Here is a 20,017-nt window from a genome sequence, read left to right as displayed (position 1 = left end):
AATTATAAATTTATTTAAAATAGCGTATCAAATCGCTAAAAACCTCATAAAGCTTCGCTACTTCATCTATGCTTACTCTCTCATCAACAGCGTGAATTCTATCATTTACCACACCAAATTCCACCACAGGCACCCCAAAAGCCGCAAAATACCTAGCATCACTTGTCCCACCAGTCGTGCTAAGCTCAGGCGCAACACCACAAATTCTATTAATGCTATCTATCAAATTCGTAACAATCTTAGAATTTGCATCTGTTAAAAATGGCTTAGAGCTCTCCTTAAGAGTTAGCTCATAATCAAGCCCATTAAATATATGCTCACAATATTGCTTAACATCTTCATAGCTTGTTAGGTCTGAATTTCTGATATTAAACATTATTTTAAGCTCACTTGGCGTTACATTACAAACTTCCATACCGCCTCTAATATCAGTGATTACTATCTTTGAAGGGTCAAAATATCTACTTCCAGCATCCATATCATATCCAGCAAAATTAGCCAACACAGCACTTGCTTGATGGATTGGATTGATACATTTAGATGGATAAGCCGCATGACCTTGAATGCCCTTAACTTTGATAACACCATTGATAGAGCCACGGCGACCTATCTTTATCATATCACCAATTTTATTAGTAGATGTAGGCTCAGCCACAATAGCAAAATCAGGCAAAGAGTTATTATCTTGTAGATACTTTAACGCCTCTTTGGTTCCATAAATTCCATCACCCTCTTCATCGCTTGTCAAAATAATAGTTAAACTCCCATCAAATTCCCTAGCATCCTTACACGCTTGTAATATCGCTGCTACTCCACTTTTCATATCTTGGGCACCTCTAGCATAGATATATCCATCTTTTTGCTCTGGCTCAAATGGATCACTACTCCATCCATCTCCTGGTGGGACTACATCGATATGCCCAGCAAAGCATAAATTCACCCCATCACCAAATTTTTTACTAAGGATTAAATTCTTAACCCCATTAATATCCAAAAGCTTAGCATCAAACTCGCTCATAAGTAGCGTGATGTAATTCATAGCACCATCATCATCTGGCGTGATACTTCTAAATTTCAATAGCTCTTTTAAAAGCTCTATAACTTCCATTTTAACCCTTTAAAAATGTATTAAATATCAGCATAATAGCAAATCCCGCCATCAAAATCGCCGAGATATATGCAAATGCCATTTGAGTTTTTGCCCATATAAATTTGCGTGAGCGACTAACTATAAAAGACAAAAACACCACCTAACTCACTATACTAACAACCAACCCAGTAAATCCAATAATCACACTATCATCACCACACCGCTAACAGAGAGCCAAAAGCCAATTATATATGGATTTAAAATATTCATTAAAGCCCCCTTAATAAAACAGCTCCAAAATCCCCCAATTCTATCTATTATAATTTCACCACTTTACTACCAAATCCACCCTCGCTTGGCGCCCCATCTTTGAAGGCTTTGACGCTTGGATGGGATTTTAAAAACTCTTTTACGGCATACGCTAGCTTGCCTGTGCCGATACCATGCTTTATTAAAACCTCATCAAATCCCGCTATCAAGGCATCAGAGATAAATTTATCTAATTTTTCAATCGCCTCATCGCTCCTAAGCCCATGAAGATCTATCATCACGCTAGCAGAATTTGGGCGAGATAGGCTTATATTTACGCTTTTTTGGTTATTTAATGGGCTTTGATTAGTAGGCTTTAAAAGCGATATTGGCACTCTTAGATTAACCCCATTGCTATCTATAATCGCATCATTTTTACTAAGGCTTAAGACCACGCCTTTAATCTTATCATATTTAACTCTATCGCCTACTTTTAGCTCTATTGGCTCACTTAAAATCATAGGTTTTTGGATAGATTTTGCTATGGAATTTGCGTTATTTAGGCTTCTTTGTTTCTCTTTTGTATCTTTGAGATTTATCCCTCTTTTGGCCTCATTTATAGCTTTGTAAAATTCAGCTTCTAATGAGTTTAATCTCGCTCTTAGCGTCTCATCGGCTCTGATTTTAGCCTCTTTTAAATCCTTTAATAACTCATCTAATTTTAGCTCTTTTTCCTCTACGCTTTTAAGCTTTAATTTTAGCTCTAATTCTAAATTTAAAGCCTTAGATATCATCTCATTTAAATTCTCTTTATCATCGCCATAAGCGCTCTTAGCACTTGCTACAAGATTAGCTGGAATTCCATATCTACTAGCAGTCTCAAAGGCGTAAGATTTACCTATAATGCCTTTTAAGAACTCATATTTAGGGCGTGAGTTTTGTTCATCATATAGTGCGGCTATCAGCTCAACTTCGCTATTTTTAGCTAGTAGCATAGCAAGTCGTTTGTGGTGAGTGGTTATAACCATTTTGATATCGCTACTCATCATTGAAGTTAGCAATACGCTATATAGACTAGCTGCCTCTTCAAAGTCCGTTCCTAGCTCTATCTCATCTACACCGATTAAAATCTGCTTTTTGCCTAAAATTTTAGAAAATCCTAGCATTCTACCGGCAAAGGTGGATATATCATTTTTGGAATTTTGTGGATCTTCTATTATAGCCTCAAACTCCTTAAAGCTACCAATGCTAGATTTAGCACTATTTATGTTCATAGGAAGTAGATATTTAGCTAGTAATGTCGCACTCAATATACTCTTTAATAGCATACTTTTACCACCGGCATTTACCCCAGTGATTAAGAGAATTTTACCACGAAAATCCACGCTAATACGCTTTGGATTTTTAAGTGCTGGATGGGCAAATTCGCTCAAAATTATATCTTTGCTAGAATTAGCTAAAACAAAGTTATAATCCCTACTCTTAGCAAAGCTCACCCTAGCAATCAAGCTATCTATATAATCAAAAGCTGAATTTATAAATTTCAAAAATAGTAAATTTTTATGAAAAATTGAGCTAATTATCTTAGCATGCTCAAACAAAATCTCCTCTTTTTTATCCATTAGATCGCTCTGTTCGCTCTTTAATTTACTGACAATATCGGGCAAAACATAGAAGTATCCGCCACTACTTCTAGCTATCACTGTGCCTTTTAAAGCGTGATTAAATCCACCACGCACCAAAAGAGCTTCATTTGAGTTGATATAGTGAATTTGAGTATCGACTAGATATGGGCTTAAATGCTTGGTATAAATGAGCTTTTTTAAGCTCTCATCTATCTGCTTTTTTTTGTTTTTATAAGCTTCGTTTATAGATATTAAACGCTCATCAATGCTCTCTTTAAACTCCCCATTTTCATCAAAATACTCACAAATTTTATCAATACTAGATGGAATTTCAATCTTATCTAGATATCCACGCATTTTATCACCGAAATTTTGCGATTTTAGGTAGTTAAAATACTCTATAATCTTGCTAAATTCATATATCTCGCTGATATGTAAAACAGCTTGTTTAGATACTCTCATCAAGGCATCATCTAAATTTGCTATCTCTTTTGGGCTTTTTAAATTTAGAGATGAAATTTCTTCTATTTTTTCATAATTTGCCCTGCTATCCCCACTTATAAAAAGAGGTTTAGGCCTAGCCAAAAATTCATTATACGCACTCAAATACTCGCTTAAATCCAACTTCTCAAATAGCTCTTCCATAAAATCTCACAAAAAATAATTTAAACCTCAATTATACTAATTTTGGCTTAAATCTATCCATTTTATGGGAGTTTGAATTAAATTTAACTTATCAAATTTAAATCTAAATTTAATAAATTTAAAAATATATTAAATTACTTTATATTGACAAATAGCTATCTTATTGATATAATTCTCGTATTAAAAGATTAATATATCTTTTTACTATATTTTAATAAGGAGATAAAAATGGCAAATTGTGCTATAAATTCATGTACTAGACTAGATCCAATTGACAAAGCTGGTCTAGAGGCTCTAATCAAAGCTGGAAAAGAGAATCCAGATGTTATTAAGACACTTAAATGTCGCACAGTCGCAGAGGGCAAGTTTCGCCACGCAAACTACATAAGAAATCTACCTGCATACATAGTAGATGAGCCACCAACACTACTTGGAGAAGATACCGCACCAAATCCTAGCGAAGCGGTTTTAGCTGCTCTTGGAAGTTGTATAGCAGTAGGAATCCACGCAAACGCAATCGCTCAAAATATAGTTATTACTAAACTTGAAGTTGAGCTTGAGGGAGACCTTAATATAACTGCAGTTTGGGGAACTGGCGATCTAAGCCAAAAGCCACTTGGCTTTACAGATGTAAGAGTAAATGTGATATTAGAAAGCAACGCTGATAAGGCTAAACAAGACGCCCTAATAGCTCACGCTTTAAAATACTCACCGGTAGCAAATACTTTGCTTAGAAATGTAAATTTAGAAGTTAAATAAGGATAAAAAAATGGCACTACAAAAATTAGCAGAATTAGCACACTCTATAGATAAAGATGGAATTTACCCAAAAGAGTTATTAAAACAGATAGCTCAAAATGGTGATTTCGCTGTTTTAAAAACTAGAAGCGATATATACAAAGCTATAGAAAATATAGCGAAAATTTCAAATATTTGTGGAACTAGTGGATTTTGCATGTGGTGCCAATTTGCGATTATCTACTACTTGATAAATAGCGATAATCAAAAGCTAAAAAACGAGCTATTACCAAAACTATATAGTGGTGAAATTCTAGGTGGAACAGCACTATCAAATCCTATGAAGGCCTTTGCTGGGATTGAGAAAAATCATCTCAAAGCACAAAAAACCGATGGCGGATATATCATAAATGGCAATCTACCATGGGTATCAAATATCACTGAAGATAGCGTATTTGGCGCTATAGCCTTAGATGAAGATGATAAGCCTGTAATGGGCGTAATAAGAGTTGGCAAAAATGCTACTTTAAAATCAAATATCAAATACGCCGCACTTGAGGGCTCAGCTACTAAAAGCGTGGCTATAAAAGATTATTTTTTAGCTAGTAGCGATATCTTAGCCACTAATATCTATGAGTATCTAATCAAAATAACTCCTGGATTTATACTCTTACAAACAGGTATAGCAGCTGGAATCATAAAAGCAGCCTTAGATGAGATAGAAAAATCAAACAAAACTCACGCTGATATAAACTCATATCTAAATATAAATTTAGATGAGTTAAAAAGCGAATTTAACAATCTTTTAAATGAGATTAAGCTTATATCAGAAAATATCGAAAACATAGAGCCAATTATGGTTTTAAAAGCTAGGTTAAATGGCTCACTACTAACTCAAAAGGTCACGAGTGCTGCGGTGTTGTTTTGTGGTACTAAGGGGTATTTTGAGAAGTCTCATGTAGCAAGATTACAAAGAGAGGGCAATTTCGTCCTTATAGTAACTCCTAGCATAAAGCACCTTTTAAAAGAGATAGCTCAAGTAGAAGCTGGGCGTGGCTGCATAAAATCATGGCGAGAAAAATTATAAAAAGGATGAGATATGAATAGAAGATATGCACTTGGATTTTTAGCTGGTTTTTTAGCTCTTAGTGCGACTAAGAGTGTGGCAAATTCTAAATTTAAAAAAGGTATTAAGATAGGATATCTGCCGATTTGCGATCATTTGATTATAATCGCTAAAGATATCTTTAGTAGTGATGAGTTTGATATTGTTCCTATTAAATTTGCTAATTGGGCGGATTTGAGCGAGGCTCTAAGGGCTAAAGCAGTTGATGGGGCGTTTTTATTAGCTCCGCTTGGGCTTATGCTAAAAGGTAGTGGCGTAGATATCAAAGCCATTATGGCCGCACACAAAAACGGCTCATCTTTGGTGGTAAATAACAGCATTAAGACAATCAATGAATTAGAAGGCAAAAATATAGCAATTCCATCTAGATTTTCTAGCCACTACTATATCTTACACAAGCTTTTAAGCGAGCGTAATATAAAAGTAAATTTAGTAGATATGGCACCTACTGAGATGCCTTTTGCCTTGCTAACAAATAGAATTGATGGATATATCGTTGCTGAGCCTTTTGGACAATTAGCCGTAAAAAGAGGTGCTGTTAATCTAATTTTAAGCAAAGATGTAGTGCCAAATCATATATGCTGCTTACTAAACTACTCTAGCGAGTTAGCAAATTCCAAAATAGCAAATCAGCTAACTAAAGCATTTAAATTAGCAGCAAATTTTATAGAAAAAAACCATAGTGAAGCTGCTATTATAGGATCAAAAATTTTAGCTCAAGATGCAGATATTATAAATAAAATAATCGGTGAAAAAATCGTATCATATAGCGATTTAAAGATAAATAAAGAAGATCTAATAAACCTAAAAGAGTTTTTGATATCTCAAAATTTAGCAAATGATGGGTTGAGAAATTTAGATATAGATAGTTATTTAGTGGAGCAAGTATGAAATATATTTATCAAAGTATAGTTTTAGCTTTTGCTATATTAATATGGCATATATTTAGCTCTGAGCTAATTCCATCGCCTATGCAAGTTTTAAACGCATTTAGACTAATAATAGATAATAATAGCTTACAAATTGGAATTATAGATTCGCTATATAGATATGGTATTGGGCTTATTTTGGGCGTTATTTTTGGGGTTATAATTGGTTTTATATTTGGTTATAATCCCAAATTTGCTAGCGCCTTTGATCCGCTATTTAATATTTTGCGTCCTATCTCGCCAATTGCATGGGTGCCAATTATCTTAATAATATTTGGAATTGGAGATTTACCAACTATATTTATTATAGCATATTCAGTATTTTTCCCTATGGTATTATTATCTACAAAAGCCATAAAAGATCTACCTAGCCAACTAATAGTAGTAGCTAAAAATTTTGGTGCTTCTAAATTGCAAATTTTCACTGGAGTTATCATACCATCTAGTTTTTTATCTCTTATATCTAGCCTTAAATTAGCCGCAGCTCTTGCTTGGATAAATCTAGTCGTAGGAGAAATGTTAGGAGCTCAAACTGGACTTGGATATATGATTATCGATAGTAGAAATCAATTAAGAATAGATATATTAATAGCTACAATTATTACTATAGGTATCATTGGTATGATAATTAATACTATATTTGGATATATAGAAAAAGTAGTATCAAGGAGATATGGCTATGATAGAAATTAAAAATCTTAGAAAATCATTTGGCGATATTTGCGTTTTAGATGATATAAATTTAAAGATTAATAATGGCGAGTTTTGCGTACTTTTAGGCTCTAGCGGAAGCGGCAAAAGCACAATATTGAAAATTTTAAGCTCTCTTGAAAGCTTTGATAGTGGTGAGATTAAATTTGATAACGAGAGCTTTAAATCTCAAATTCCAAACTCCAAAGAGCGTCAGATAATAATGCAACACTACTGCTTAATGCCATGGCTTACTGCGCTTGATAATATCAAATTTGCTCTAAAGTGTTCTGGCTTAAAGAATAAAAAACTAATAGATGATATAGCCAAAAAATATCTAAGCCTAGTAGGATTAAAAGATAAGATGAATTTATATCCAAATAGCCTAAGTGGCGGTCAATGCCAAAGAGTTGCGATTGCTAGGGCTTTAGCTCTTGATCCAAAGGTGCTATTTTTAGATGAGCCTTTTAGTGCTTTAGATCCAGTTGTTAGAGTAAATTTACAAACCGAGCTTAAAGAATTAACTAAAAATAAGCAAGTGATATTTGTAACTCACGATATTGATGAGGCTATACTTTTAGGTGATAAAATTGTGATTTTACATGCTGGAAAGATAATTAAAGAGCTACAAAATCCTAAATTTACCCCAAATACTCCAAAATATTTTGAGCTAAAATCTGTAATATATAAGCTAATTAATGGCGAAATAGAAAATATAGAATATATGATTTAAGATAGCCAAATTTGGCTATCTTTATCTATCTTAGAAGTGTTGATACTTGTTGAGCTAGTAAAGTCATATTGTGAGCAGCAGCTAATGTTGTGCTATTGAGCTGTAAATTTGATCTATTTAGATCGCTTAAATTTTTTACTACATCGTTATTTTGTAGCTGTGATTCACTAGCTTTGGCTGAATTTGATGCTGTGATAGAAGAGTTAATACTGCTTAAAAGCCCTTGTTGAGTGCTACCGATATCAGCTCTCATAGCATTAACGCTATCCTTAAAAGCAGCTATGCTATCTTGAGAGCTAATATCAATTGAGCTAATATTTGGACTATTTAGCGATATTGTAGTTGCAGAACTACCAGTTTGAAAGCTCATAGTCGAACCAAATATATTTTGACCATTAAAGCTAGTTGAATTTAGCGTATCTTGCATAGATGTCTTAAGTGCTTGAGCCTCTTTTGCAATAGCAGCTCTTGAGTTACTATCCATAGCTAGACTATTTGAACGAATTGATAGTTCATTTAATCTATCAGCACTATTTGTTAAATTTTGTAATGCTCCATCAGCAATTTGTAAAACACCAATTGCGTCATTTGCATTGCTAACGCCTTGAGAGATGGCATTCGCATTGCTTAAAAGTGTATTAGCAATAACCATATTAGCACTATCACTACCGCTAATAGCACGATTTGCTGAGATATTATCCAGGGCTTTATTAGCACTATTTTGAGCATTGTTTAAATAGTAATTTTGCATACTATTTGAATAGTCATTTATCTTCATTTGATACTCCTTACTTTATTATCTTAAATTTTAACTAAATTTAGCTTAATTTTCACCTAATTTAGGGGTAAATTTAATAAGTTTAAGATATAATTTCGCCACAAAATTTAAAGGAAATTCATGGATAAAATCCCTGTGGCTTTGCTTATTGGTGCTAGTAGTGAAAGCTTAATTGCTATAGCTTATGCTAAAAAACTTGGACTAAGAGTTGTTGCCTTTGATATTAATCCTACAGCTCCAGGACTTAAAGAAGCTGATATATCATATAACGAGGATATCTCAAATCCAAATAAAATAATAGCAATTTTAGAGCGTGATGGATTAATACCAGCAGTGATTTTACCTGTACCAATTGGCAGATGTCTTAATACTATTGGTGCTTTAAATGACTATTATAATCTAAATGGTTTTAGTTATAAAATGGCAGATATTTGTACTGATAAGCTCAAATTTGCTACTGCTTTAGCAGATAATGGGGGATTAGGCTCTTTAAGAGATATAAAATTTGATATATTTGATCCAAATTCAAATCACAATAAGCTTAAATTTCCACTAATAATCAAGCCAAGATTTGGCAGTGGTAGCAAGGATACGATAGTTATATCTAACCTTGATGAGTTCAAAAATATCACTCAAAATATTAAATTTACTAAAATGGATTTTTTAATCGAAGAGTTTATAGATGGCTTAGAGTATGGGATTGACGCAGCTATTATCAATGGCGAATTTCATCATATTTTATTAAGACAAAAGCTATTAACCCCGCTCCCATATAGACAGGCTATCGGATATATTAGCATAGATGAAATTCCATCTATAAGTAGCTATATCCAAAAGGTTATAACCAAATTAAATATAGATAATTGCCTATTACACGCTGATGTAATAACCAAAGATAATAGAGCATTTATCATAGAGCTATCTACTCGCCCAAGTGGGCATTATCTAAGTAAATTTATAGAGATTACAACTGGGATAAATCCTACAAAAGAGTGGATAAATAAGAGCCTAAATCTACCATATAACTTCAAGCCAAAATTTAGAAAAAATACAATAATACGCTATTTTGATTTTGAAGGCGACTGGATAGCGGCCGATTTTGACTTGCTTAAAGATAGCTTAGGGATTGTAGATTATAGGTGCGAAATTAATTCAACACTACCAAAAGTTATAGATGGCTCTACCATAATGGATAGAGGCTATGCGATAATACAAACCAACTCAAAGGAGCAATCACTTATAAACACACAAAAATTAATATCAAATTTTAAAAGGAAAATAGATGGATGAGATAATAAAAGCTCAAGAGCGCTCATATAAATTATGGGAGCAACATATATCTAACTCAATGCTACTATACCCAAATGAGTATTTGACTCGTTATATCTATGCTAATAGAAGAGATTTTAATAGTATATTGGATTTTGGCTGCGGTGATGGACGGCACTTAGAGATGATAGCTAGGGCTGGACTAGAGCATATAATTGGCGTAGATTATAATCGCTCAGTGCTAGATCTAGCTCAACAAAGATGTCAAAAATATAATATCAAATGCGAGTTATATCAAAATAATCAAAACTCAAATTTAAAAGATCTAATCCAAAGAGATAATTTAGATTGCGTGGTTTGCTGGGGGATAACCCTTACTAATGCCTATTACGCCATAAGTGATATTTTTAAGCAATTTGCTAAAATATTAAAGTCAAATGGCAAGGTTATAGCCAATTGGAGAGCGCAAGATGACTCACTATATGGCGATGGCAAAGAGATAGCTAAAGATACATTTATAATTGAGCGTGATAGCCACAAAGGAATGCTATATTATATCCCAAATTTAGATGATATAAAAGAGATTTATAAGAGTGCGAATTTAGAGATTATAAGCATAGATAGCGAGAGATTTACTACTGATAATGGCAAGATTATAAACTCATGGCATATCATAGAAGCCAAAAAAATTTAAAATAAAATTTAAAAGTAATTTAATGAAAAATAGCGTAAATGATTATAAAGAGCATTTTGATTTTTGGGAGGATTTGATATTAAGCGGAGATAGAATTTATCCTAATGAGTTTGTTGTGCGATTTGCTTTTAAGAATAAATTTAAAAGCGTGCTTGATTTTGGCTGTGCTAATGGTAGGCATTTAGAGTGTTTTAGCAAGGCTGGTGCTACTAGATTAATAGGCATTGACCTAAATCAAAAGCCACTTGATCTAGCCAAAAGTAGATTAGAGCCGATCATAAATAGCCGTGGCGCCACACTAGAGCTATATAGTAACAAAAATAGAGATATTAATGAAATTTTAAAAGATATTAGAGTTGATGCGATACTTCTTTGGGAGATAGCATATTTATATACACCAAATATAGTTTTAAATCTTTTAAACTCACTCAAATCTCATCTAAATCCAAATGGCAAAATGCTTATAAATTTCATTAGCAAAGATGATAGCCTAAAAACTGGCGCAAAGCCTTTAGGCGAGAATATCTATGAGATTACAGAGCCAACTCATAGGGGGTTGATTTTTACATTTTATGATTTAGATATGATTACAGAGCTTATGAGAAAGGCTGGTTTAAAGATAATATCTATAGAAAAAAACCACTATTGGCTAGAAGGTGGGGCTATCAAGCATGACTATATCAATATTCAAGCCACGCATGATAGCTAAAAAATTTAAACCCTAAACTCCACAGAAAGCTTATGAGCCTCTAGTCCCTCAGCATCAGCTAGAGCCATACAAGCCTTACTAAGCTCATCAATTGCTCTTTTATTCATAGAGATTATAGAGCTTTTTTTGATGAAATTACTCACGCTTAAAGGTGAGAAAAATCTAGCGCTACCGCCTGTTGGTAGCGTGTGATTTGGCCCAGCTAGATAGTCCCCTATCGCTTCAGGAGTATAATGGCCTAAAAATATCGCCCCAGCGTGCTTGATGCGTGGTAGATACTCATACGCATTATCACACGCTATCTCTAAATGCTCCACAGCCAACTCATTCATCAATTCCACACACTCATCCATATCACGAGCGACGATTATAGCAGCTTTATTATCTATACTTGCTTTGGCTATCTCATATCTTTTTAAATTTGGCAATAATCTTTGAATTTCACTATTAACCTTAGTAGCAAACTCATCACTAAAAGTAATTAAAAAGCTACTAGCTATCTCATCGTGTTCAGCTTGGCTTAATAGATCGATAGCTATATGAGTAGGATTAGCACTCTCATCAGCTATCACACCTATTTCACTAGGGCCTGCTATCATATCTATATTTACATCACCATAAACCATCTTTTTAGCCGTTGCGACAAAGATATTACCAGGGCCAGTAATTACATCAACTTTTTTAATACTCTTAGTCCCATACGCCATAGCCGCTATAGCACTAGCGCCACCTACTTTATAGGCGTTTTTAATACCTAAAAGATGCATAGCGCCAAGTAATAAAGAATTAACCACACCACCAACAGCAGGAGTACAAACCACTATATCCTTCACCCCTGCTACTATAGCTGGGACTGCATTCATAATCAATGAGCTAGGATATGCGGCTTTGCCACCTGGGATATATAGCCCTGCTCTATCTACTGGCGTTACCTTTTGACCTAAGAGCGCACCGCTAGACTCAAAGTCTATCCATGACTTTTCTACCTGTTTTTCGTGGTAAGATTTTATCCTTTTATATGCTACTTCTAAGGCGTTTTTAAGCTCACTATCTAAAGCTTCATAAGCGCTTTTCATCTCATCAGTGCTTATAGCTAGATTATCTTCTACTTCCCACTTATCAAATTTAGCTATTTGGGCTTTTAACGCCTCATCGCCATGGGCTTTAATCTCATTTATAATACCATTTACAATTGGCATTACGCTTTGTATATCCATATTTGAGCGATTGACTAATGAGTTAAACTCATCTTTAAAATTTGCTTGATTGCTATATAAAATTTTCATAAATATCTCCTTGAATTTACAAAATTATACTCTATTTTAAACAACTTAATCTTAATCACCATTAATTTCAAAAATTAACTCAATTTTTAATTTTGTCTTTATAATATTTGATAAATTTAAATTTGGAAATTTAATCTCCATCAACTCATCAAAACTCTTAGCCCCATTTAATGCCAAATAACGCAAAATAATCCCTCGATAATGCTTAGCAAAGTGGCTGATAGCTCTACCATTTTTTAGGAATTTCATAGTTATATATGGGGATTTAATAGAGTAAAACTTATCATAATATCCAGCCCTAAGATCCAATATCTCATCACCACCTAATAACTCATCTAAAGCGGTATTAAGCCTAGTTTTATAATACTTTACACTATCTATATCGCCTATCATTTGACCTTGTTTAAGCTTATAAAATTTAACATAATCCCCAGCCCTTAACACCCCATAAAGATTAGAAAATATCAATAAATTCTCATCAATATATCTAGCTGATTTTTCATCTAAACTTGGATAATCCAAAGCATCATACGCCACGCCATCATACAAAAGCACAGCCTTGTGATAGAGATTTTGGGCTGATAAATTCGCTATTTTATCAATCTCTTTAGACTCTTTAATCCCAAAAATCTCGCTTAAAGCTCTCTCATCTTTGCTATTTAAAATTTCATAATATCTATTTAAAATTTCATCTCTATCACAATTTATAGCCATCAAAACCGATTTAAGCGGATTTGGCGTCGGTTTTTTGCTCTCACTTGGCGAAAATAGTATTTTCACAACTTAGCCTTTGAAATTCATCTTTTAAGCTCTTAAATTGCTCCATAAATGGAACTCCATGAACTCTAGTATATCCTATAGTTGTAATGAAATTTGTATCTCTTTGCCATCTTGGGACAAGATGATAGTGTATATGCTCAGCTATCCCAGCGCCAGCTGCTGCGCCTAAATTCATACCGATATTGACTCCATTAGCATTTAAAACTCTCTTTAACACATCTACACCGATTTGGACTATTTGACTCATCTCTAACCAAATTTGAGTATCTAAGCTCTCAATATTATCTATATGCTCATATGGAATTACCATAAATTCGCCCAAGGTATATGGATATCTATTCATCAAACCAAAGCAATTTTTAGCCCTAAATAGCATAAAATTCTCACTATCTCTATTCTCATTAGCAATCTTACAAAAGACACATTCACAATCCTTTGGCCTAGAAAAATACTCCGCTCTCCACGGCGCAAACTCATCTATCATTTAACACCCCTTATATCCATTACCGCTTGGTATATATCATCTTGACGCATAAAATGCTCACCTATCAAAAATCCCCTAATGCCATTTTGATTTAAGCTCAAAATCTGATTATATGAGTATAATCCACTCTCAGCCACCACCACTCTATCTGATGGTATGAGCTCTTTTAGCTTTAAGCTAAGCTCCATATCCATATCAAAGGTTTTTAAATTTCTATGATTTATCCCTATAAGTTTAGCATTAGTTTGTAAAGCTTTTTCTAAATCTTCTTCATCGTGAATTTCCATTAATACGGTTAAATTTAACTCATTAGCATAATTTGATAACTCTATTAAGCTCTTTGTATCTAAGGCCTTCGCAATCAACAAAATCATATCCGCACCATAAATTCTAGCTTGAGCAATCTGATATCTATCTATGATAAAATCCTTTCTAAGCAAAGGCAAATTTACAAATCTACGCACCAATCCCAAATACTCAATACTACCTAAAAAATAGTGTGGCTCACATAAAACGCTTATCGCCCACGCTCCAGCTCTTTCATACTCCAAAGCTATTTGCAGTGGATCAAAATCACCCCTTATAACTCCCTTACTAGGGCTTGCCTTTTTAACTTCAGCTATGATATTTATCCCATCTTTAAGGCTTTTAAGCGGATCAAGTGGGCTGCGTGAGTGGCTTAGGGCTTTTTGTAATATATTAAATGGTAGCTTCTGTTTTTGCTTCTCAAGATCAAATTTGGTTCTATCTATAATCTGATTTAATATCATTTTTTGCCTTTTATACACTTTGTAATCTTATTGTAATGAGATTTGAATTCATCTTGCTTCAAATACTCAGCGCCGATTTTTTCGATCCAATCAATAGCCATATCACACTTTTTAAGCTTATAATACCCCCAAGCTATTGAGTCTATTATATATGGCGACTTAGGATTTAGCTCATAAGCCTTTAATGCTAGTTCCAGACCTTTAGAGATGTTAATATTATGGTCGATTAATATATATCCATAATAATTATAATATACTGAATTATCTAGTTCATAAACAGACTCTTCAAAAAGCTTTATAATCTGTTCTATATTTTTAGTTTTGCTAAATTCATACTTATATATCGCCATTTTGGCTTTATAATCTTTGTTATCAGTTAACTCATAGAGTTGCTCTGCTAAGGCATAGGCCTCTTTATATTCTCCTAGCTGAGCATAAATTTGCGAAAGCAAATCATCGTTAAATTCATACTTTTTAAGCACTCTTTTGGCCTCTTTAAAATCCTCTTTATATAGCAAAATCTCAAGCGCATTAACAAGATACTGACTAGCTTCATTTTCTAAATATAACTTTTCATAAATTTTTACCATATTATCAAAATCGGCTAAATTTGAGTATAAATCTAGCAAGACATAGCAAGTTCTTTGACCACAACCATTTTGATTTATCCACTCATTTGCAATCTTAGTAGCCCCAACACTATCGCCTAAGAAATCGTTAAAAATGCTAACTATACGTATCATATTATCTTCGCTTTGGTCTATCTCATAGGCTTTTTTATATAGCTCCATAGCACGCTTTTTATCATCTTCAAAAGCATAGATATTAGCTAATAAAATATAATTTTGGCTACTTTTATCTTTTTTGATTAACTTTTTAGCAAGCTGCTTAGCCTCTTTGAGTTCATAAATTGACAAAGCATAACCGATTTTTAGCCTTAGCGTTTGAGCATCATCGCCCTTTAGCTCATCCATTAATTTATATAACGAATTTGATTTTGCACTTAAAGCTAGTTTAGCAGACTCTTTTAAAAAGACCTCATTTTGACTCTTTTGATATAATTGATAGAATAAATCACTAGCCTTAGCTACCTCGCCATCTTCTACCATCAAATAGGCGTTGATAATCTCTAAATCGCTATTATCTTCTACATCATAAATAGTGCTAAAATGTGGCTGACCTACTCCACAACCACACAAGAAAAAAGCTAAAGCTATAACTGCCTTACGCCAATACATTCCATCTCCAACTCTTTATAATTTTTTTTAAAATGCTCCCAAAATGGGAAGGTTCTACACTGCTTAGGTCTATACTCATATATAGAGCAATTGTTATTTTTCTCATCAAAGAATATACACGCCCAGCCATTTTGATATGGTTTTTCTTTAATACTATACTTATTATAAAATTTTTCTAAAAATATCTCTTTAATAAGCTCTGGCTTATAGCCTAAATACTCACCCAAAGCTCCAATCTCATCTTCATTAATCCATATATACCCACTCTCGCCAGTGCAGCATTTACCACCGCACTCATCGCATTTGCTAGAGTTAAACTCATAATTAAACCCATCTTGCCTTAACACTTATAAACCTTACTTATAGTATTTGCTTTTTTAAAAATCTCTTTTGTCTCTATGCTAAATTCATCCCCATCAAAAACCACCAAAGGTGGCAAAATCTCACACATAGATTTACTGCTTTTTTTAGTCTCAAATAGTGCTAGTTTAGCGTTTTGACCTCTTTTAGAATGGACAAATCTAAGCTTTGTTAAATTTAGTTTAAATTTAACCAATAATGCTAAAATCCATCCAATTTGCTTTGCATCATAGCAAAAATATAGCACACCTTTTGGTTTTAGATTTCTATTAGCCCCAGCTAAAAATTGCTCAAGACTTAAAGAGTCATTATATCTTGAGTTTGCTATATGTTTATTTTGGCTTTTTGTTACTCCAAAGTGATAAAATGGCGGATTAGAGATGATAAAATCAAATTTAATCTCACTTTTAAACTCGCTAAAATCTCCTGTGATAAACTCTGCAGTAATACCATTTACACTAGCATTATACTGGCTAATTTGTACATTTATAGGGTTTATATCTATACCTTTTAAGATTACGCTGCTATCACGAGCAACCAAAAGCCCTAAAATCCCACATCCGCATCCAACATCTAAAATATCACCCCTAAGCTTGCTAGCGCTGATAAAATCATATAAAAATAGAGTATCGCTATTATATCTATACCCATTTTCAAGCTGATAAAGCTCAAGCTGACTCATTATTATCTCTATTTATCTCTTGGGTTTTGATATTTTTTATTAACTCTTCATAATATTTTTTTTGATTTTCTATCTCTTTACTATGCTCTTTTTTATTCATTTCAATAGTATCTTTAGCTTTTTTTATAATAGTTGCAATTTGTGAGTTTAACTCACTATTTTTAATCTCTAAGTCTGTAATTTTTGAGTTTAATAGCTCATAATTTGCCAGCTTTTTAGTGTTATTCATATCGCTTTTTAGGCTTAAAATTTGCGATTTTAAGCGTTCTATCTCTTTATCCTTACTGGCTGTTTTTTTCTCTAGTTCATCTATTTTTTGTGCGCTTTTATTGGCGTCTCTTATATTAAATTCAATCTTTTTTCTTAAATCAATTATTGAATCTTTATACTCTTTTTCTTTATTTTTTAACTCTTTTTTATAATTAATCTCTTGATTTACTAGTTTTGCATTTAAGCTAGCAATTGTCATATTTTGATCTTTTAGACTCTTTTCATACTGCTCTTTTATCTTTTTATCGCTTGCAGTTTGAGTCGTTTTATAGCTATTTTGTAGATCTTTTTTGAGCTCTTTTAGCTCTTTTTCTTTATTATCATTTATATTTTTTATAGTTAAATTTAGTTTTTTTATCTCTGAGTTTTTACTATTTAATTCATTAAAATATTCACTCCTTTGCCTATCGATTTGCGCTTGGAGTTCGCTTACATTTTTGGCATTTTGGTTTTGAAGATCAATAAGTGCTAGAGTTTGAGAATGCATAAGTTGATTTATCTCCTCATTTTTGCTAGTTATCTCTTTTTTTAGCGTATTTATCTCCTTTTCTTTTGCACTTAAATTACTATTAGCCTCACTATTGGCTTTTAAATTTTGTGCCTTAAGTGCTGCTATTTCATCACTTAATTTTTGATTACTATTTTGAAGATTTTGATTTTCTAGCTTCTCTTTCATAGCGCTATTTTTTACCATCTCATCAGCTACGATTTTAGACTTTTGAAGTTTAGAGTTTAACTCATCAACATTACTTTCTAAATTTACAATTTTCTCTTCATATTTTTTGATACTCTCTATACTTTGAGCCTGTAATTCATTTATTCTTTTTGTTAATTCGTTGATATTTTCTTGGTGCTGAGCTTGCACAGATTGCAAGGCTTCATTATAGTTATTTTGAGCATTTTTATCAGCATTTATTAGAGCTATTTTTTGGCTTTCAACCTCTTTTGCTAGCTCTAAATTTTGCCGCATCAACTGAGTATTATCACTTAATAAAACCCTATTATCACGAATTGCAATCTCTAGGTTATGTTTGAGCAAATTTGGCTCATTTGGTATCTCTAGGACATCACTTTGGATATTATTACCACGCACCTCAAGCCACGAAAAATAATCCCCAAGTGCCTCATATTCAGATTTTAAGACATATCTATTTTGTTCGCTAGGGCTTAAATCATCAAAGCTAACTTGCTTATCATCTCCGCAGCCAACTAGCAATGCGCCAACTAGAAAATACCAAATTTTACTCACTATTACGCCTTATTTATTATATAATTAATAATTTTATGTGCATCATTTAGTGCTGATACAATGCTAGCTCCATTTTTACTAGCGATATCACCACCTACATATAGGCCTTTTACATTAGTTTGTAAATTTTCATCTACGATTGGCTTAGTATCGCTATCAAGCTCTATACCACATTTTTGTAAAAAATCAACCGGAGTTGAACCGCCAATTGCATATATAATTCTATCATATATAACTACACTTCCATCGCTATAGCTTACTGATACTTTACCATTATCATTTTCTATACCTGTAATATCTACACCTAATTTTAAAGTTAGCTTGCCATCTCTTGCGCTATCTTCTACAGCAGCTAGATTTATATCATTTAATCTAGTAAATGTAGATCTTCTGTAATTTAGCGTTACATCATTGCAACCGCTTAAATCTACAGCATATTCAGCTGCTGAGTTTCCGCCACCTACTACAATGATTTTTTCACCGCAATTACAATTATTTAAATTATAATTTACAACTTGGATTAATGAAGGTGGAATTTTATATTCTGGCTTATTTGGTTTACCCATTCTACCTATACCAACCATTACATTTTTAGCTTTAAATACGCCTTTTGCTGTAGTTACAATTAGCAGATCGCCATCTTTTTTTACACTTTCAACCTCAGCATTAAAAACTGCTTCAATATCGCCATCATCAAGCAATTTATCAAAATAATTTAATGTGCTTTCTTTTGTTCCATCAAAGAACTCTACGCAGCCTCTTGTCTCGCTCTCTAAACCTTTATAAACCTTATCTACACGCTTACCATCTTTGTAGAATTTGCGAATTGTTTGAGAGTGATTATCGCCTTTTTCTAAAAGAAGAACATTTTTAAATCCTGCTTTTTTAGCCTCAACTACTGAAGCAATACCAAAAGGACCGCCACCAATGACTACCACATCATATAAATTTTCCATATTTTTCTCCATTTATTATATTTTTAAAACATAAAATATTAAATATATCTAAATTCAACTTAAATTACTATTGATTTTTAAAAGTAAATTACTAGATAAATTCAAAATATATTTTAATTAAATAAATACAATACAATTTAAAGATTAAACATATAAATGGTATAATTTAGCAAAAAAGGAAAAAAATGTTAAAAAACCTCACCTTTCTTATCATTTCATTAATGTTGGCTGGTTGCTGGGGAAAAAGCTCACTTCACTCAGATGCTAATCTTAAAAACGAATTATTAGCCTATACGCAAAAACACAACTCTGCTGAAATATTACTAGTTGCTACCTACCTAAATCCAATATATCAAGGAGAATTTACTACTGATATGCAAGATTTTGATACCTTTATAGTATCAATCTATCCACAAAATTTAACTCCAAAATCTGTAACTATAAATTCAATTGATACTACACTAACTAAACTAGAAAAAGATGATAAACTCTCTACTTTAGTTTCGATGACCATACCTTGGAGTAATTATTATAAAGCCACTATTCCAACTCAAAAATCAAATATCCTAAGCGTAAATATCACTCTAGATAACAACACTACAGCTACGCTAAATTTCCAAAAAGTCGCCCGCTCACTCTACTGGCATACTAGATAAATTTACAAATT

Annotated in this window: 22 protein-coding genes; 9 read left to right on the top strand and 13 right to left on the bottom strand. The window is 32.9% G+C overall.

Going from position 1 to position 20,017, the window contains the following annotated elements; all coding sequences use genetic code 11:
* Nucleotides 1-10 precede the first annotated feature (10 nt).
* The 3 genes from dapE to CIGNP109_RS01075 form a co-directional block, all read right to left on the bottom strand.
* Nucleotides 11-1,108 (bottom strand): succinyl-diaminopimelate desuccinylase, encoded by a 1,098-nt coding sequence (gene dapE / locus CIGNP109_RS01080; RefSeq protein ID WP_086227876.1) that lies wholly within the window; start codon nucleotides 1,106-1,108, stop codon nucleotides 11-13.
* Nucleotide 1,109: 1 nt separating this feature from the next.
* Nucleotides 1,110-1,241, bottom strand: a complete 132-nt coding sequence (locus CIGNP109_RS08745; RefSeq protein WP_272887901.1) for a hypothetical protein — start codon at nucleotides 1,239-1,241, stop codon at nucleotides 1,110-1,112.
* A 166-nt stretch (nucleotides 1,242-1,407) separates the two neighbouring features.
* A complete protein-coding gene (locus tag CIGNP109_RS01075; protein WP_086227875.1) occupies nucleotides 1,408-3,609 on the bottom strand; it encodes an endonuclease MutS2 in 2,202 nt (733 codons plus the stop codon).
* Between the two features lie 228 nt (nucleotides 3,610-3,837).
* On the opposite strand from CIGNP109_RS01075, the gene CIGNP109_RS01070 reads away from it, so the two are divergent.
* From CIGNP109_RS01070 to CIGNP109_RS01050, 5 genes are read left to right on the top strand one after another with little or no spacing between them, the layout of a single operon-like run.
* Nucleotides 3,838-4,368, top strand: coding sequence for an OsmC family protein (locus CIGNP109_RS01070; RefSeq protein WP_086227874.1), 531 nt, complete (start codon nucleotides 3,838-3,840; stop codon nucleotides 4,366-4,368).
* A 10-nt stretch (nucleotides 4,369-4,378) separates the two neighbouring features.
* Nucleotides 4,379-5,434, top strand: a complete 1,056-nt coding sequence (locus CIGNP109_RS01065) for an acyl-CoA dehydrogenase family protein (RefSeq protein ID WP_086227873.1) — start codon at nucleotides 4,379-4,381, stop codon at nucleotides 5,432-5,434.
* Between the two features lie 12 nt (nucleotides 5,435-5,446).
* Nucleotides 5,447-6,364 carry an ABC transporter substrate-binding protein gene (locus CIGNP109_RS01060; RefSeq protein ID WP_086227872.1) on the top strand — a complete coding sequence of 306 codons (918 nt, stop codon included), beginning with the start codon at nucleotides 5,447-5,449 and terminating at the stop codon, nucleotides 6,362-6,364.
* Entirely contained in the window at nucleotides 6,361-7,095 is a 735-nt protein-coding gene (locus tag CIGNP109_RS01055) for an ABC transporter permease (RefSeq protein ID WP_086227871.1), read from the top strand. Before CIGNP109_RS01060 ends, CIGNP109_RS01055 begins: the two co-directional genes overlap by 4 nt.
* Nucleotides 7,082-7,825, top strand: coding sequence for an ABC transporter ATP-binding protein (locus tag CIGNP109_RS01050; protein ID WP_086227870.1), 744 nt, complete (start codon nucleotides 7,082-7,084; stop codon nucleotides 7,823-7,825). Before CIGNP109_RS01055 ends, CIGNP109_RS01050 begins: the two co-directional genes overlap by 14 nt.
* A gap of 25 nt (nucleotides 7,826-7,850) precedes the next feature.
* Here CIGNP109_RS01050 and CIGNP109_RS01045 read toward each other — a convergent pair whose 3' ends face one another.
* Nucleotides 7,851-8,603, bottom strand: coding sequence for a flagellin (locus tag CIGNP109_RS01045; RefSeq protein WP_086227869.1), 753 nt, complete (start codon nucleotides 8,601-8,603; stop codon nucleotides 7,851-7,853).
* Between the two features lie 120 nt (nucleotides 8,604-8,723).
* Here CIGNP109_RS01045 and CIGNP109_RS01040 point away from each other — a divergent pair, with 120 nt between their 5' ends.
* The 3 genes from CIGNP109_RS01040 to CIGNP109_RS01030 are packed head-to-tail and all read left to right on the top strand — an operon-like array spanning nucleotide 8,724 to nucleotide 11,275.
* Entirely contained in the window at nucleotides 8,724-9,893 is a 1,170-nt protein-coding gene (locus tag CIGNP109_RS01040) for an ATP-grasp domain-containing protein (protein WP_180379995.1), read from the top strand.
* Nucleotides 9,886-10,566, top strand: a complete 681-nt coding sequence (locus tag CIGNP109_RS01035) for a class I SAM-dependent methyltransferase (RefSeq protein WP_086227868.1) — start codon at nucleotides 9,886-9,888, stop codon at nucleotides 10,564-10,566. Before CIGNP109_RS01040 ends, CIGNP109_RS01035 begins: the two co-directional genes overlap by 8 nt.
* 22 nt (nucleotides 10,567-10,588) lie before the next feature.
* On the top strand, nucleotides 10,589-11,275 hold the full coding sequence (locus CIGNP109_RS01030; RefSeq protein WP_086227867.1) for a class I SAM-dependent methyltransferase: 687 nt from the start codon (nucleotides 10,589-10,591) through the stop codon (nucleotides 11,273-11,275).
* A 5-nt stretch (nucleotides 11,276-11,280) separates the two neighbouring features.
* On the opposite strand, the gene hisD is transcribed toward CIGNP109_RS01030, so the two are convergent.
* Genes hisD through CIGNP109_RS00985 form a run of 9 tightly spaced genes read right to left on the bottom strand, consistent with a single transcriptional unit; the run spans nucleotide 11,281 to nucleotide 19,350 of the window.
* The gene (hisD, locus tag CIGNP109_RS01025) at nucleotides 11,281-12,561 is read right to left on the bottom strand and encodes a histidinol dehydrogenase (protein WP_086227866.1); all 1,281 of its coding nucleotides are present in this window, start codon (nucleotides 12,559-12,561) and stop codon (nucleotides 11,281-11,283) included.
* 51 nt (nucleotides 12,562-12,612) lie between these two features.
* On the bottom strand, nucleotides 12,613-13,341 hold the full coding sequence (locus tag CIGNP109_RS01020; RefSeq protein WP_086227865.1) for a YaaA family protein: 729 nt from the start codon (nucleotides 13,339-13,341) through the stop codon (nucleotides 12,613-12,615).
* Complete coding sequence (locus CIGNP109_RS01015) at nucleotides 13,316-13,825, bottom strand: HIT family protein (RefSeq protein ID WP_086227176.1); 510 nt, start codon at nucleotides 13,823-13,825, stop codon at nucleotides 13,316-13,318. Before CIGNP109_RS01015 ends, CIGNP109_RS01020 begins: the two co-directional genes overlap by 26 nt.
* Complete coding sequence (gene trpC / locus CIGNP109_RS01010; protein WP_086227864.1) at nucleotides 13,822-14,595, bottom strand: indole-3-glycerol phosphate synthase TrpC; 774 nt, start codon at nucleotides 14,593-14,595, stop codon at nucleotides 13,822-13,824. Before trpC ends, CIGNP109_RS01015 begins: the two co-directional genes overlap by 4 nt.
* Nucleotides 14,592-15,833 carry a tetratricopeptide repeat protein gene (locus CIGNP109_RS01005; protein ID WP_141081039.1) on the bottom strand — a complete coding sequence of 414 codons (1,242 nt, stop codon included), beginning with the start codon at nucleotides 15,831-15,833 and terminating at the stop codon, nucleotides 14,592-14,594. The genes trpC and CIGNP109_RS01005 overlap by 4 nt, the downstream gene beginning before the upstream one ends.
* Entirely contained in the window at nucleotides 15,809-16,180 is a 372-nt protein-coding gene (locus tag CIGNP109_RS01000) for a YkgJ family cysteine cluster protein (RefSeq protein WP_086227862.1), read from the bottom strand. The genes CIGNP109_RS01005 and CIGNP109_RS01000 overlap by 25 nt, the downstream gene beginning before the upstream one ends.
* Nucleotides 16,174-16,875, bottom strand: coding sequence for a tRNA1(Val) (adenine(37)-N6)-methyltransferase (locus CIGNP109_RS00995; protein WP_086227861.1), 702 nt, complete (start codon nucleotides 16,873-16,875; stop codon nucleotides 16,174-16,176). The genes CIGNP109_RS01000 and CIGNP109_RS00995 overlap by 7 nt, the downstream gene beginning before the upstream one ends.
* On the bottom strand, nucleotides 16,862-18,394 hold the full coding sequence (locus CIGNP109_RS00990; protein ID WP_086227860.1) for a hypothetical protein: 1,533 nt from the start codon (nucleotides 18,392-18,394) through the stop codon (nucleotides 16,862-16,864). Before CIGNP109_RS00990 ends, CIGNP109_RS00995 begins: the two co-directional genes overlap by 14 nt.
* 2 nt (nucleotides 18,395-18,396) lie before the next feature.
* Nucleotides 18,397-19,350: an NAD(P)-binding domain-containing protein gene (locus CIGNP109_RS00985; protein ID WP_086224218.1), complete on the bottom strand. Its 954-nt coding sequence runs from the start codon at nucleotides 19,348-19,350 to the stop codon at nucleotides 18,397-18,399.
* A gap of 185 nt (nucleotides 19,351-19,535) precedes the next feature.
* On the opposite strand from CIGNP109_RS00985, the gene CIGNP109_RS00980 reads away from it, so the two are divergent.
* Nucleotides 19,536-20,006, top strand: coding sequence for a hypothetical protein (locus tag CIGNP109_RS00980; protein WP_086227181.1), 471 nt, complete (start codon nucleotides 19,536-19,538; stop codon nucleotides 20,004-20,006).
* Nucleotides 20,007-20,017: the final 11 nt, after the last annotated feature.

Source organism: Campylobacter sp. P0109, from assembly GCF_002138755.1.
Lineage (GTDB): Bacteria > Campylobacterota > Campylobacteria > Campylobacterales > Campylobacteraceae > Campylobacter > Campylobacter devanensis.
The sequence above is the reverse complement of the archived record's forward strand: the minus strand, read 5'-3'. Positions and strand labels throughout refer to the sequence as shown.